Source organism: Bacillus sp. LK2, from assembly GCF_001043575.1.
Taxonomy (GTDB): domain Bacteria; phylum Bacillota; class Bacilli; order Bacillales; family Bacillaceae_G; genus Bacillus_A; species Bacillus_A paramycoides.
This window is the reverse complement of record NZ_LDUK01000006.1, coordinates 121120-134576: the sequence shown is the minus strand read 5'-3', so window position 1 is coordinate 134576 and position 13457 is coordinate 121120. Positions and strand designations below refer to the sequence as shown.

Genomic DNA, 13457 nt, shown 5'->3' with positions numbered 1-13457 from the left:
AAGGGGATGTGAATTTTGACTGGAATAAGGAATGAAAGCGGAGGTGATGCATATATTTAGATGCATTGGGTAGTTTTTTGTAATATTGTATAAAATGAAAAGGAGGTAAGACGGTGAAAAAGATACCGACTGATGTCCTGAGTAAGGAATTGATGGAAAGAGAAGGGGTTATATCTATTACAGTGAATGAATTTGAAAAGATAGAAGTGGCAGGAGTAGTTGTCTCTGGTCCAGCTGTTATTTTAATTAATCAAGATTAAGTACATATTATCAATAAAGAAAAGTAGTAAGAGCATCCGTTTAGGATGCTTTTTATTTGTATGAAAGAGAGGATATATTAGATAATTGGGGTACTGGAGGGGGATTATGTGGCAATTATTACAACGATGTTATTAATGGGTGTTTTATTAGGATTTGTTGGAGCGGGAGGAGCAGGATTTATCATCGCGATACTTACTTTAGTATTCCATATCCCTATTCATGTTGCGCTTGCAACATCTTTAACTGCTATGGCATTTACGACATTATCCGGAGTAGTAAGTCATTACCGAGAAGGGAATGTTGTGCTTGTAATAGGCGGGATTGTTGGGGGATTCGGAGCAATTGGTTCCTTTATTGGTTCAAAGTTTGGTTCGCTAATACCAGCGAATCTTCTACACTGGTTTACAGCGGGGATGTTATTTTTATCTGCAATTTTTATGTTTATTCGTTTGATTATGTTTCAAAACAGGGAGCAGTCGTCTTTAAAAGGGCATAAAGAACTTTCGAATGATAACTTGATTAAATGTATATGTCTCGGACTGGTTACTGGAATGTTAGCTGGTTCATTTGGGATTGGCTCAGCACCCTTTATCCAACTCGGATTAATGGTTCTATTAGGTTTAACGATTCGGCAATCTGTAGGGACGACAATGCTTGTTATATTACCAATCGCAATTGGAGGGGGATTTGGATATAGTTCGGAAGGGTATTTAGATTATGTATTATTAGTACAAGTTTTAATTGGGACAATGTTAGGAGCATATATAGGAGCTAAGTTTACAAATTATGCACCTCGCGTGCTACTAAGGTTTTCGATGATTATGACACCGATATTAGCTGGGTGTATGTTGTTAGTCTAGTGAGAAGTATATATAGAAAACTATTAATATGTTTTACGAATGAATTATGTAAGTAATTCATATTTCCCATATAAAAGGATTTGCTTTAATATAATGAGTGTAAAGTTCGAGTATTCGAAGTATTACTTGAATTATATCCCTATCCCTTTTCTAAAAATGCGAACAAGTTTTGCCCTATTCTATTCAATAGTTTATTGTATAGAAATATATTGTTCGATGACCATTATGGAACGCACATAATGGAAAAATCCCGATCCTTAAAGAGGATGCCCCTAATCTTCATGTGAAAATATGATCGGATGAAAGCTGACCAATTTATGGTCAGCTTTCTTTTGGTTCAATAAGTAATTCTTCTTTAATCTCTGTTTGTAATAATAAAGTTTTTCCAAAGCGGCGTTTGCACTCAGCTCTTACCTTTTGAATTGCCAGTAGCTGAGAAGTGGCGGGCACTGTGACAATGGCTTGCCGAGGTTTTCGATTTTCTTCACAAAAGACACACTCCACAACATATTTAGAAATCATACTTTCATCCTTCCATATTGAATTTCTAAGAAGGGACTGCTCATGAAGTTGATGTAATCTTTCGTCATCTTTTTACTTTTTTCCTCTTTTTTTCAAGGATAAATATAAAGAAAGATCGAAATTTAGTATGGGGGGAGATGGGATGAAAAGATGGATTGGTACGGCAGCTATATGTATGAATGAAAAGAATGAATTTTTAATGGTACTACAAGGAAAAGTAGATGAAGAGAAACGATGGACTGTGCCAAGCGGGGGACAAGAAGAGGGAGAAACACTTGAAGAGTGTTGTGTTCGTGAAGTATGGGAAGAAACGGGGTATGAAGTGGAAATTATAGAAAAACTATGCGAAAAGAAAGGGGTAACATATGGGGTACCAGTTCATGTGCATTACTATATTGTAAAGTTAATAGGCGGTAACATGAAAATACAAGACCCCGATGAGTTAATACATGAAATAGATTGGAAAGGAATAGATGAAGTGAAAGAATTACCTTTATCTTTTCCAGAGGATCAAGAGCTTTTAAATAAATACATAAATGAAAAAGCAAGTGTTTAAACACTTGCTTTTTTAGTGTAACCAAGATAAAAAAAGTGGAACGATAACTAAGCTAGCGCCGGCTGTTAAAAGCATTGATAAACTTGCAATTGTACCTTCTACAGGACCGATTTCAAATGCTTTTGATGTTCCGGTTCCATTTGCACTAGTACCTAGCATTATACCTTTAGCGAGCGCTGTTTTAATGCGGCATATTCGTATGAGAGAAGGGCCGAGTAATGCACCAGTTAAGGCAGTTAATACGACAAAAACTGCTGTTAATTGTGACATGCCACCAATCATTTCGGAAATAGCCATTGCAATAGGTGTCGTTACAATATGTGGTGCTAAACTCTGTTCTATTGATGAATCAATTTGAAAAAAATTAGCTAGTAGTGCTGAAGTAATAACTGATAGAAAAGAACCGACAATGACATTAATTAAAATAGCAGTTCCATGTTTTTTTAATAGATCAAAGTATTTATAAATTGGCCATGCGAAAGCAACTGTTGCAGGTTTTAATAATTCAGTTAGCCAATGACCACCCGATTCGTAGGTTTCGTATGGTGTATCTAATCCGAGTAATAAAGAAATTAAAATGATTGGGCATACAAGAAGTGGGGAAAGTAAGCTCCAATTCCAGCGTTGATACATTTTTTTAGATATCCAATATGTGAATAGTGTTAATAGTAAACAAAGAAAGCCGATCATTGCGTTGATCCTTTCCGCTTTAATAGCAATTCAGTTAAAAGTCCTGTTACGAGAGTGACACAAAGTGTACTAATCACGATAATTAAAATGAGATCGATTCCATATTGTGATAACGTATCTTTGTAACGAATGACAGCGACTGCAGAAGGGATGAAAAATAAAATAAGTTCTTTTAATAAAAAGTCTGCACCGTCTTGAATCCATTCTTTTTTCACTATGTTAAATTTTAATGAGATTAATAATAGGAAAATACCGATTATACTTCCTGGAACTGGGAGGTGTGCCTGTTTTGCAATCCATTCACCTGTCCAAGCGAAACAAAATAATAATAATATTTGTCCGCTTAACTTCCACCATTTCATACAGTAACCACCTCTTTCTTTTTTTACATAAAAATTGTAATAAAGAATTAACAATTTCTACTATACGTTCATTCAAAAAGTTTGTCTAATATATAAATTGTATGTTATTAATATATTAGATGTATTAATTGAAAGTGAAAAGGGTGTCCGAAATGGAATTACGGCATTTGCAATATTTTGTTGTAGTGGCAGAAGAGTTACACTTTGGACGAGCAGCTGCTCGTTTACAAATGACACAACCACCGCTTAGTCAACAAATTCAGCAATTAGAAAAAGAAATGGGAGTTATGTTATTTTCAAGAACGAAGAGAAAGGTTGAATTAACAGAAGCAGGAGAAATGTTTTTAAAAGAAGTAAAAAAAGCGTTTGAACAAATTGAAAAAGCAGTAGAAGTTGCACAAAGTGCTCAAAGGGGAGAAGTTGGATCACTTTCAATTGGATTTGTAGGTGCGGCGATATATGATATTTTACCGTCAATCGTCAGAGAGTATAGAAAGAAATTTCCGAGAGTGTCTGTGGCTTTACATGAATTGTCAACACCGGATCAAGTGCATGCACTTCATGATAATCGAATTGATATTGGATTTTTACGTCCGCCAATCTCGACGCAATTACTTGAGTTAGAACCAATTCAAAAACTTTCGTGTACGTTATGTTTACCGAAGGCACATCCGCTTGCTGACAAGGATGAAATACATATCGAAGATTTAAGAGATGAACCGTTCGTTTTTATTACGAGACCGGTATGGCCAGCTTTATACGATACAATTTTATCGCTTTGCCGCGATGTAGGCTTTAGTCCGCACATTGTTCAAGAAGCAACGGAGTATCAAACTGTTATGGGTCTTGTAGCGGCAGGTATTGGTATTACGGTAATACCTGTATCAGCAAATAAGTTGTATAAAACAGAAGTGGTATATAAGGAACTATGCGACTCTAATTTTGTAGCAGAAATGTCGGTAGCTTACAAAAAAATGAATAGTAATCCAGAGCTGTTAGAGTTCTTAAAAATTGCAAGAGAGAAAAAAAGGATTGAAGTGGAAGATGCGAAGGTTGAGTAGTTGATGAAGTTACAAGGCATTCATGATAATTAAGTTATATAAAGATTCACCTCGTTAAACAAAAAGCGGAAATGTAACTAAAGTGCATTTCCGCTTTTTGTTTCTTTTTTAAGTCCAATGCTAAAGGGATAAACATGCTTAGTTTCTAGGACTAAAGGCTTAGTAAAGATTCCGATTGTAGTGCGATGTTTAAAATGTCATATTTTTATACACTAGTAGTATAGAGTACGTATGTTATGAAGTAAGGTAGGGGAAGAAATTTATGTCTTTATTTCGGTTGGCGAAAAAAAATATACAAACATTTGCTACCAAAAGGTTAAAACAATTTATGTGGATCGCTATGAATACAATGATTTGTTTTTTTATGATATCATTCCGATTCAATGAAGTTGTAGTAAGTAAAGCAGGATATACACCTATATTTGTGAATTGGTTTTATGTTTTATTTTTATTTGTAGTTTTTGTGTGTACTTTCATTACTTATAAAATGACAACCTCTCTTTTACAGGTAAGAAGAGAGGAGTTTAAATCGTATGAAGTGGTGAATATGACGAGAAAAGAAATGTTTTGTTTATTATGTCAGGAGCAATTATTAACTTATGGAGGAGCCTTTGTTTTTGGATTAATTCATGGCATGTTATTTTTGAAATTATTTACTATTATTTTTATGAAAGCAGTAGGAATCCAAGGAGTAACAAATGCTCCGATTACGATGTATGCGATAGTGGTAACAGCAGTTGTTATGATAATCGTCATTATAATATCAATGTGGCAATGTTGTAGATTTACACAAAGGCTAAAGGGTGAAAAGTCACACGAAACGAGGAGAAAGGCATGAGAAATCATGGCTTTTTCTTCATTTATCGTTCAAGATGGAAATATTATAAAACAAAACATTTTCGTGGAAGCAAGTAAATATTACATTTTATCTTGGTTACCAACTCTTGTGTATGCGGCATTTGCCTTTATGCTTTCCGTTTTAACGAGATCAAGTGGAGGCGCAATCGGTATTTCTTTATTTCTGGCTTTATCAGGAGGAATAGTACTAATTCCAGCGGCGAGATATGAATGGGTGAAATATTTATTGCCAGCGAATACAGATTTATATGGAATTTTGAAGAGTGGAAGCTTTATTAATGGGGTAACATTCCCATTCGCTTCTTGTATGTTATTACTATACCTTTTTGTATTTTTAGGAATTTCCTATACTGTATTTTTAAAACGAGATTTAACAGCATAAGAAAAAGCCGTTAAGGAGAGAACTTAACGGCTTTTTGTTTGTAATAATTGATGAATAGCTTCTTCGGCTAATAAGGCGAAATACTCTGCGCTAATAGGCAATGCTTTTTCATCTACTGTAAAAGCAGGATGATGCCATTCGTGTGTACCACTTGTGCCCATAAAGACGAATGAACCTGGTGCTTCTTGTTGGTAAAAAGAAAAATCTTCTCCTGCCATGGATGGGTTCGGAGAGATAACATTTAGATTCATTTTCTCTGCAATCTGAATAGAAAAATCAGTGAGTACTTTATCGTTTTGAACAGCAGGAGGGCCTGGATAAAATCTGAATTCTGTTTTTACACCTAGTGCATCAGAAACGCCTTTAATAATACGTTCCATTAATGCCGGAATCTTTTCGCGTGTTTCAGTTTGGAATGTACGAACAGTTCCTTCTAATGTAGCTTTTTCAGGAATAACGTTCCACGTATTCCCTGAATGAATGTTTGTTACACTTACGACAGCGTTATGAGAAGAACTAATATTGCGGCTTACAATTGTTTGCAAAGCCATAACGATTTGAGATGATGCAACGATAGGATCGACGCCAGCATCAGGTACAGCTGCATGTGTTCCGACGCCGTGGATTTCAATTTCAAATCGATCGACTCCGGCCATTAGTGGACCGTCTTTAATACCGATTGTACCTACTGGTAAATCAGGTTTATTATGCATTCCAAAAATGGCTTGTACATTCTTTAAATGTCCAGCTTCAACAACTTTACATGCTCCGTTTCCGCTTTCTTCAGCAGCTTGAAATATAAAGCGAACAGTTCCGTTAAGGGATGCTTCTTTTTCTTTTAATAAGTAAGCTGCACCCAACATAGCAGCTGTATGAAAATCATGCCCGCAAGCATGCATTTTGCCGTGTATTTTTGAAGTGTATGGAAGGTCTGTTTCTTCCTGAATCGGGAGGGCATCAATATCTGCACGAAGCGCCACAACAGGCCCGCTTTTATTACCAGAAATTTCAGCGATAATTCCTGTTTCTAAATTGGAATCAATAATAGTAATATTAGCTTCTTCTAACCAATTTTTTATCGCTTTTGTCGTTTCAAATTCTTCGTACGATAGTTCTGGGTATTCGTGTAAATGTCGACGAATAGAAATAAGTTTTTCTGTTAATTGATTTGGAATGGATGCCACTTATTATACCCTCTTTCTTAAATGAAATATTTGTATTCATTATATAACACAATAATAAAAGAGAGGATTCTCAAATGAAAATCCTCTCTCGTTTATGCGGCAACTTTTTTATGAGTATGCTGTTTTCTATAACGTCCACGCATTGCATATGCAATTTGCGGGATTGCGATACCGATTAAAATAAGTGATACACCGAACCATTGTGAAGAAAGCACAGCTTCTTTTAAAACGAATACAGACATAATTGTTGTAACAGGTAGTTCGGCTGCACCAAGAATAGTCGCTAGACCAGAGCCGATTTTTGGAATGCCGATTGTAAAGGCAATGGACGGAATAACGATACTAAATGTTCCTAATCCTAAGCCGTATTTCCAAAGGCCTTGAGAAATTGCCCCGCTAAAAAGAAATGTTGGCGGGAATACGATCATAACTAAAGTTAAAGCACCAGCCATTAAAAGAACACCACGTGGTAATGAAGGTACTTCAACAGCAACTTTACCACTTACGAAAATGTATGTTGCAAATGTAATAGCAGATAGTAAGCCTAAAATGATTCCAGTCGTATCGAAATCACCTACTGAGTTTTCTAATAAACCGCTTGATAAAAATGTACCTGCAAGTAAGAAAATAACCGAAATTACTTTTTCTTTTGAAGGCAATGTTTTCGTTGCGACTGCCTCAATGATAATCCCAACCCAAACGAACTGGAATAGAAGTATAATTGCAATAGAAGCTGGTACAGTTTTTAAGGAAGCGTAATAAAAAATACCAGTAAAACTTGCAGACGTTCCTGCGACGAATAAAATTAACATTTGTTTAAGTGGAACACGATGCCTAGAAAGTAGAAGTGTAATAGCAAGTAAAATAATCCAACCGAACAAATACTGGCTACCAATTACCTCTCCAAGTGAAAATCCTTCTGCATATGCAAGTTTAACAAAAATAGCTAAAACCCCATAACTACACGCTCCTAATAAAACTAAAAGAGAATAACGAAGCATGAAAAATTCCTCCCCATCTATATGAAACTATTCCGTAACGGACAAATATAACTAGAGGGAAGTATACAAAATTAAAAATGTAGGGTCAAATAAAAGAAAAGTGTGACATTTTATAGAATAATAATAAAAGTATGATATTTATGCATAATCTTGAAATTAATAATAATGGAAGTATTGTAAAATCAGCTTTGTATTGTATAAAGACAGCATTTTAAAAAAATGTTTTTTATGTCAATATGTGTGTAATCAATCGCAATGTGCTAATGATTTGAGAAACTATGGAACCTTTGTTATGTTAGTAACAATTAGAAAGAGTTTCAAAATTCGATTGAGATTTTTCTATATAATAGAAGGAAATGAAAACGTTTTATTAGAAAGTGTGTGAAAGGGTAGTTTTACTCATTGTCATGTTGGAAAAGTTAGTTCATGAATTGTCCATAGCATTTTTATTTGTTTTTGCTACAATATTGAGGAGGAGAGGAGTGGAATAATGCAAGATATTAGTATTTTTTTAGCGTTTGGCGCTGGGTTCTTATCATTTATTTCCCCATGTTGCTTACCGCTTTATCCGGCATTTTTATCATACATAACAGGTATGTCGGTTTCTGAATTGAAAGAAGAAAATGCAATGCTTCGCAAAAGAAGTATGATACATACAGCGTTTTTCTTACTTGGGTTTTCAATTATATTTATTGCAATTGGATTTGGTACAAGTTTTATCGGAGGAATCTTTACGGATTATAAAGATTTAATTAGACAGTTAGGTGGTATATTTATCATCGTGTTCGGTCTTATTATTGTCGGTGTGTTTAAGCCGAAATTTTTAATGCAAGATCGTAAATTTACTTTTAAAAACCGTCCGAGTGGTTATTTTGGTTCAGTTCTAATTGGATTAGCATTTGCTGCAGGATGGACACCTTGTACAGGGCCCATATTAGTGTCTGTAATTGGATTAGCTGCAACAAATCCAGAATCAGCAATGGTTTACATGATCGCTTACATACTTGGATTTGCTATCCCATTTTTCCTGCTTTCATTCTTTATTACGAAAATGTCTTGGATTAAAAGAAATAGCATGACATTCATGAAAGTCGGAGGATACATTATGATTGTCATGGGGGTCTTCCTGTACTTTAACTGGATGACGAAAATTATCGTATATTTCTCAAGTTTATTTGGTGGTTTTACCGGTTTCTAGTATTATTCCGTGAAAATGTTGGAAATACTAACGGAAAAGCATATAATGAAATTATATTTTGCGTATAGCCACAAAAAAAGGATGAGAAAATATGAACATAGTCGTTTTATCAAGTATCGTTGCTGTTTGTATGGCCGTTGGTGCGATGTTTATTCGTTTAAAAGCAGCTAAGAAACCTGCAACATTGAAAAAAATTATACTCCCACCGTTTTTTATGAGTACGGGAGCATTGATGTATGTTTTTCCTGAATTTCGATTAACTCCAGCCGAAATGTTAGAAGCGATTGGTGTCGGTCTGTTTTTCTCTATTTTTCTTATTAAAACATCTAAGTTTGAAATACGCGGACAAGAGATTTATTTGAAGCGTTCAAAAGCATTTGTATTTATTTTAATTGGATTACTTGTAGTGCGTATCGTGTTTAAAACATATTTAAGCCAATCTCTTGATTTAGGACAACTTAGCGGCATGTTCTTCTTACTAGCGTTCGCAATGATTGTTTCGTGGAGAATTGCGATGTATCGTTCCTTTACGAAATTGCAGAAGGAAATGGAAAAAGAAGATGATTTTTATAATGAAAAAGATATGAAGCTAACTTGAAAACTGTATATGTATAAAATAAAAAAGACAGCGTCAAAGGCGCTGTCTTTTTTATCGAAAATAATGTGAAGTTACTTTGCGAGTAAAGATTTATAGTTAGAATAATCAATCTTTTTTTCTTGCAGTTTTTTAACTAAAAATTTATGGTCACGCTTTGGTGTGGCAACGATATATCCTTTAATAATTAAATCTTGTGTAATTCTAGGTGCATTTTCTTGTAATGCAAGTTCGCCAATTTTACCAGCAATTTTTGATTTAGCAACATCACGAAATAGTTCAGGAACGGGACTCACTAGTTCCTCTAATAATTGTTTTTGTTTGTCATCCCATAAATGTCTAGTTTTATTAATATAGTGCTCTTCCCAATCTAAAATGGACATACCGTCTTCTTTCGGTAAACGTTTTAGGAATTTTCTGAACATAAAATATCCACCAATAGACATAAGTCCTAATAATACAACAGTCCAAACGACTATAAACCAACTAAACCAACCTTCAAGCAATTGCATGCCCTCCTTTAATGAAAGCAGTAGTTTTCTATTATTTATATTATAAGCAGTGAGATTCATAGAAAGCAAGAACGCTTGGTCAGTTTGACCAAGCGTTATAGTTTAAACGAAGTATAGTTGTTCAACACATAAATTATTATTATCGTCTTCAACGTATTCAATAATAAGTGTGCCAACTTTACGATCTTTATCTTCAGTTGTGAAAATAGAGTAAGAAGTAAAACGTGTTGTTGATAAGCCGCTTATATGTGTAGGTAAAGAAATGTAGTCGTTATCGCGGAAGAATTCCATCAGTTCAACATCTTCAAATTCTTTTCGGTCAACTTGTTTGTTTGTATATTGGCGTTGAAGTTGCTTTAAAGATTCATTCCAAGAAATTGCTTTTGTGTCGTATACCATTGTTCTATCTCCTTACTGTATGTAATTGTTAAGAACATACGTTCTATGTTAGTATACTCTTTTTATAAGAAAAGTGGAAGCAAAAAATAATGTAAGCTTGGAAATCCAAGCTTACATATAAATGCGTTCATAATCATTTCTATTTTTCATTATAAGTCAGATGGGAATAGGAAACAAGATGATAAGTATTTTGTTGATAGTTTTCAAAATTCTATATATTATAAAATTAGTTTACTATGAGGGAAAAGGAATGAGAGGTATGACTTATGTAATTTCACTTCAAGGACCGATGGCAAGTGGAAAAACAACATTGGCTAAAAGGTTAGAGAAATATGGGCTTTCGGTTATATATGAAAATCCATATCCAATTGTAGAAAAACGAAAAGAATTGAATTTAGATATGAACTCAAAAGAAGGGTTTATTACAAATCAAAAAATGTTTATTGAAGCAAAAATAAAGGAATTTCAAAATGTGAAAGGTTCGGTCATGATTTTTGATCGTGGGCCGGAAGACATTGAATTTTATACACTATTTTATTCGACGATTATAGGAGAAGAATGGGATATAGAAACCGAATTAAAAGATGAATTGTATAAATTAAGAGAATGTCGTTCGGATGCAATTTTTTATTTAGATGTTTCAAAAGAGAATGTATATGATAGAAAAAAGAATGATATAACAAGAAATCGAAGTACATTTGGGGAACAATTTAAATTAGTAGAAACCGAAAAAGAATGGTATAAAAAATTTCCTGTAACTTATGTGGACACGAATACATTATCAGTGAACGAATTAGAAGCATATTTTATGGAATGGTTAAGGGAGAAAGGAATATGAAAAAAATACTTTTATTCGTATACCCAACATTTGCGGAGTTTGAAATTACGGTAGCAACGGCATTACTGAAAAATAATTATGAGATTATTACAGCGGGTTTAACGAAAGAAATGATTATAAGTGAAACAGGCTTACAATTACAGCCGCATATAGAATTAAATGAAGTGTGTGTGGAAGAGTTTGAGGGGATTCTTATTCCAGGAGGAGACGAAGTACATTTGAAAGATGCAGAACTGCTCTTTTCAGTTATTCGTCAATTTCATGAACAAGAAAAATTAGTGGCAGCAATTTGCGCTGGACCGTATGCGTTAGCAAAAGCAGGGTTATTTAAAGAAATCTCTTATACAGTAACGATAGATTATCAAAAATTAGATTGTTTTCCAGTAGAAAATTTTGTGTATACAGAAGTTGTACAGCACTCAAATATTATTACAGCACAAGGACATGCATTTGTACCATTTGGAATAGCGATTGCCTCTTATTTTGGGGTAGCGAATGAACATAATACAAATTTTTATCGTGGAAATGGCAATATAATGATGGAGAAACTTTTAGCGGAAAATGTGTAAAAGCTAGCAAATGCTAGCTTTTTTCCTTTTTACATCGATAAATCGCTAACGTTTTCGGATCGCTCCATATACCGTCATGAAGAGTTAATTCATTTTCTATTTCTTTTTTCAACCAGTCCTTCATTTCGGCGTGAAGGTATATATTATCAGGTATATTCAGAGACGGAAACATGCTAGAAATATAGTTTACGATTGGAGTGGCATGATGAAAAATAAGTGCATTATGAATAATTGTTTCTTCAACAGTTGAAAAAACAGATTGTAATAGCTCTTTACCATTTTCTAAACAAAATGGAGCTGCGGATGGTGATGTTTTTGGTAAATCAAATGCAACTAACATTTTGTTACACATTTCATCTATACGAGGTAATGAAACTTTAGAATTTGTTGTAGCTAAAAGGCCGCCGCCGGGACGAATTACTTTATGGAATCCTTGAATTGTTTTTTCGACATCTTTCATGTGATATAACATATGCCTTGCGACTATCCAGTCATAACAATTATCTTCGAAAGGAAGTTTGCTAGCATCACCCAGTTTCCATTCAATTATGCTATTCTTTATTGCAGCTTCAGAAAGCATAGTTTCCGATTGATCAAAACCGGTTAGATGTCCTGTATGACCATTCGTTTGCAAAAGGGAAAGAAATTTTCCGTTAGCGCACCCGACCTCTAATATTTTTTCTTTCCCTTGGAGCTGTAAATGTTCAATGACGACTTCATCTACATTCACTCGTTTCTTTTCAAAATGTTTATGCGTATCGATACGTGTTTGTAAATGGTTGCTTACGTTGTATTGGCGTTTTACATCATTCATTTTTTCATATTCCACCTTCGTGCAAAATTGCTGGATTGCATGTGTTAATACGTCTGTTTTATTTAAACCTTCGTAATGGAGTGCTGCTTCAAATCTTTCAAGTAATTTTTCTTCAATTCGAAAATGAATATCTTTTCGCTTCGCCACTGAAATCTCGCTCCTTTGCATCTGTTAGTGCGACTATAGCACGCTTGAAAAATTTGTGTAAATAATTTGTGTACACAAATTGGAGAAAATTAAAAAATTATTTGAATCATCATTTAAACTATTGACGATTTAAACGTTTTCATATATTCTTAAATTAAGTAATATTCAAATAATTCAAAAGAAATGAGAGAGTCACATGCTTCTTCAAGGAACACATCGAATTGGTCGGATGGCCATGCTGTTGGCACTTGCGGATGAGAATGAAAGCCCTGTATTATCTATTCCAAAAGGTTGGAAATATTGTACGGGGAAAGTGGGTTCGATGAATTCGCAAAAAGTTGTAGCAGCAATGGAAACAGCGGCTAAGAGCAACCAAGTTATTGAAACAGACGTTTACAGAGAAACACATGCACTTTATCATGCAATAATGGAAGCTTTGTACGGAGTGACGAGAGGTCAAATTCAGTTAGCAGACGTTCTTCGTACAGTAGGACTTCGCTTTGCGATAGTGCGCGGTACACCATACGACGGTAAAAAAGAAGGCGAATGGGTTGCTGTTGCATTATATGGAACGATTGGTGCACCTGTAAAAGGATCTGAGCATGAGGCGATTGGTTTAGGAATTAATCACATATGATTTGCCCATAG

The 13457-nt window shown here is 34.5% G+C and carries 18 protein-coding genes and 1 pseudogene; 11 read left to right on the top strand and 8 right to left on the bottom strand.

Annotated features, from left to right (window positions below; translation table 11 throughout):
- Positions 1-113 precede the first annotated feature (113 nt).
- Together VK90_RS06805 and VK90_RS06800 are read left to right on the top strand one after the other, a co-directional pair.
- Complete coding sequence (locus VK90_RS06805) at positions 114-260, top strand: BC1881 family protein (protein WP_002172944.1); 147 nt, start codon at positions 114-116, stop codon at positions 258-260.
- Between the two features lie 108 nt (positions 261-368).
- A complete protein-coding gene (locus VK90_RS06800) occupies positions 369-1121 on the top strand; it encodes a sulfite exporter TauE/SafE family protein (protein ID WP_025148027.1) in 753 nt (250 codons plus the stop codon).
- 321 nt (positions 1122-1442) lie between these two features.
- On the opposite strand, the gene VK90_RS06795 is transcribed toward VK90_RS06800, so the two are convergent.
- On the bottom strand, positions 1443-1643 hold the full coding sequence (locus VK90_RS06795; protein ID WP_048371465.1) for a DUF3903 domain-containing protein: 201 nt from the start codon (positions 1641-1643) through the stop codon (positions 1443-1445).
- A gap of 142 nt (positions 1644-1785) precedes the next feature.
- Here VK90_RS06795 and VK90_RS06790 point away from each other — a divergent pair, with 142 nt between their 5' ends.
- Positions 1786-2199 (top strand): NUDIX hydrolase, encoded by a 414-nt coding sequence (locus VK90_RS06790; RefSeq protein WP_048371463.1) that lies wholly within the window; start codon positions 1786-1788, stop codon positions 2197-2199.
- Between the two features lie 12 nt (positions 2200-2211).
- Here VK90_RS06790 and VK90_RS06785 read toward each other — a convergent pair whose 3' ends face one another.
- Together VK90_RS06785 and VK90_RS06780 are read right to left on the bottom strand one after the other, a co-directional pair.
- Entirely contained in the window at positions 2212-2889 is a 678-nt protein-coding gene (locus VK90_RS06785) for an LrgB family protein (protein WP_048371462.1), read from the bottom strand.
- Positions 2886-3251: a CidA/LrgA family holin-like protein gene (locus VK90_RS06780; RefSeq protein ID WP_000872360.1), complete on the bottom strand. Its 366-nt coding sequence runs from the start codon at positions 3249-3251 to the stop codon at positions 2886-2888. Before VK90_RS06780 ends, VK90_RS06785 begins: the two co-directional genes overlap by 4 nt.
- A gap of 152 nt (positions 3252-3403) precedes the next feature.
- Between VK90_RS06780 and alsR the strand changes: the two genes are divergently transcribed.
- From alsR to VK90_RS06765, 3 genes and pseudogenes are all read left to right on the top strand, one after another.
- Positions 3404-4312 (top strand): acetoin biosynthesis transcriptional regulator AlsR, encoded by a 909-nt coding sequence (gene alsR, locus VK90_RS06775; protein ID WP_048371459.1) that lies wholly within the window; start codon positions 3404-3406, stop codon positions 4310-4312.
- A 262-nt stretch (positions 4313-4574) separates the two neighbouring features.
- Positions 4575-5150, top strand: coding sequence for an FtsX-like permease family protein (locus VK90_RS06770; protein WP_048371456.1), 576 nt, complete (start codon positions 4575-4577; stop codon positions 5148-5150).
- Between the two features lie 9 nt (positions 5151-5159).
- Positions 5160-5552: pseudogene (locus VK90_RS06765) on the top strand (ABC transporter permease); the annotation flags it as partial.
- Between the two features lie 23 nt (positions 5553-5575).
- Here VK90_RS06765 and VK90_RS06760 read toward each other — a convergent pair.
- Both VK90_RS06760 and VK90_RS06755 read right to left on the bottom strand, forming a co-directional pair.
- Positions 5576-6736, bottom strand: a complete 1161-nt coding sequence (locus VK90_RS06760) for a M20 peptidase aminoacylase family protein (protein ID WP_048371454.1) — start codon at positions 6734-6736, stop codon at positions 5576-5578.
- A gap of 92 nt (positions 6737-6828) precedes the next feature.
- A complete protein-coding gene (locus tag VK90_RS06755) occupies positions 6829-7737 on the bottom strand; it encodes an EamA family transporter (RefSeq protein WP_048371452.1) in 909 nt (302 codons plus the stop codon).
- Between the two features lie 490 nt (positions 7738-8227).
- Here VK90_RS06755 and ccdA point away from each other — a divergent pair, with 490 nt between their 5' ends.
- Both ccdA and VK90_RS06745 read left to right on the top strand, forming a co-directional pair.
- Complete coding sequence (gene ccdA, locus VK90_RS06750; RefSeq protein WP_002172933.1) at positions 8228-8935, top strand: cytochrome c-type biogenesis protein CcdA; 708 nt, start codon at positions 8228-8230, stop codon at positions 8933-8935.
- A gap of 91 nt (positions 8936-9026) precedes the next feature.
- Positions 9027-9533, top strand: coding sequence for a CcdC family protein (locus VK90_RS06745; protein WP_002172932.1), 507 nt, complete (start codon positions 9027-9029; stop codon positions 9531-9533).
- Between the two features lie 71 nt (positions 9534-9604).
- On the opposite strand, the gene VK90_RS06740 is transcribed toward VK90_RS06745, so the two are convergent.
- Both VK90_RS06740 and VK90_RS06735 read right to left on the bottom strand, forming a co-directional pair.
- On the bottom strand, positions 9605-10036 hold the full coding sequence (locus VK90_RS06740) for a DUF2621 domain-containing protein (RefSeq protein ID WP_002172931.1): 432 nt from the start codon (positions 10034-10036) through the stop codon (positions 9605-9607).
- 108 nt (positions 10037-10144) lie between these two features.
- A complete protein-coding gene (locus VK90_RS06735; protein WP_002172930.1) occupies positions 10145-10441 on the bottom strand; it encodes a hypothetical protein in 297 nt (98 codons plus the stop codon).
- 250 nt (positions 10442-10691) lie between these two features.
- Between VK90_RS06735 and VK90_RS06730 the strand changes: the two genes are divergently transcribed.
- Together VK90_RS06730 and VK90_RS06725 are read left to right on the top strand one after the other, a co-directional pair.
- Positions 10692-11279: an AAA family ATPase gene (locus VK90_RS06730; RefSeq protein ID WP_048371449.1), complete on the top strand. Its 588-nt coding sequence runs from the start codon at positions 10692-10694 to the stop codon at positions 11277-11279.
- Positions 11276-11848, top strand: a complete 573-nt coding sequence (locus tag VK90_RS06725) for a DJ-1/PfpI family protein (protein ID WP_048371447.1) — start codon at positions 11276-11278, stop codon at positions 11846-11848. The genes VK90_RS06730 and VK90_RS06725 overlap by 4 nt, the downstream gene beginning before the upstream one ends.
- Before the next feature lie 13 nt (positions 11849-11861).
- Here VK90_RS06725 and VK90_RS06720 read toward each other — a convergent pair whose 3' ends face one another.
- Positions 11862-12809, bottom strand: a complete 948-nt coding sequence (locus tag VK90_RS06720; protein WP_048371445.1) for a class I SAM-dependent methyltransferase — start codon at positions 12807-12809, stop codon at positions 11862-11864.
- 196 nt (positions 12810-13005) lie between these two features.
- Between VK90_RS06720 and hutP the strand changes: the two genes are divergently transcribed.
- The gene (gene hutP, locus VK90_RS06715) at positions 13006-13446 is read left to right on the top strand and encodes a hut operon transcriptional regulator HutP (protein ID WP_000926516.1); all 441 of its coding nucleotides are present in this window, start codon (positions 13006-13008) and stop codon (positions 13444-13446) included.
- Positions 13447-13457: the final 11 nt, after the last annotated feature.

Coding starts and splice junctions, on each gene's coding strand:
- VK90_RS06795 (WP_048371465.1), bottom strand. CDS start 1,643: ATGATTTCTAAATATGTTGTGGAGTGTGTCTTTTGTGAAGAAAATCGA.
- VK90_RS06790 (WP_048371463.1), top strand. CDS start 1,786: ATGAAAAGATGGATTGGTACGGCAGCTATATGTATGAATGAAAAGAAT.
- VK90_RS06785 (WP_048371462.1), bottom strand. CDS start 2,889: ATGATCGGCTTTCTTTGTTTACTATTAACACTATTCACATATTGGATA.
- VK90_RS06780 (WP_000872360.1), bottom strand. CDS start 3,251: ATGAAATGGTGGAAGTTAAGCGGACAAATATTATTATTATTTTGTTTC.
- alsR (WP_048371459.1), top strand. CDS start 3,404: ATGGAATTACGGCATTTGCAATATTTTGTTGTAGTGGCAGAAGAGTTA.
- VK90_RS06770 (WP_048371456.1), top strand. CDS start 4,575: ATGTCTTTATTTCGGTTGGCGAAAAAAAATATACAAACATTTGCTACC.
- VK90_RS06755 (WP_048371452.1), bottom strand. CDS start 7,737: ATGCTTCGTTATTCTCTTTTAGTTTTATTAGGAGCGTGTAGTTATGGG.
- ccdA (WP_002172933.1), top strand. CDS start 8,228: ATGCAAGATATTAGTATTTTTTTAGCGTTTGGCGCTGGGTTCTTATCA.
- VK90_RS06745 (WP_002172932.1), top strand. CDS start 9,027: ATGAACATAGTCGTTTTATCAAGTATCGTTGCTGTTTGTATGGCCGTT.
- VK90_RS06735 (WP_002172930.1), bottom strand. CDS start 10,441: ATGGTATACGACACAAAAGCAATTTCTTGGAATGAATCTTTAAAGCAA.
- VK90_RS06730 (WP_048371449.1), top strand. CDS start 10,692: ATGAGAGGTATGACTTATGTAATTTCACTTCAAGGACCGATGGCAAGT.
- VK90_RS06725 (WP_048371447.1), top strand. CDS start 11,276: ATGAAAAAAATACTTTTATTCGTATACCCAACATTTGCGGAGTTTGAA.
- hutP (WP_000926516.1), top strand. CDS start 13,006: ATGCTTCTTCAAGGAACACATCGAATTGGTCGGATGGCCATGCTGTTG.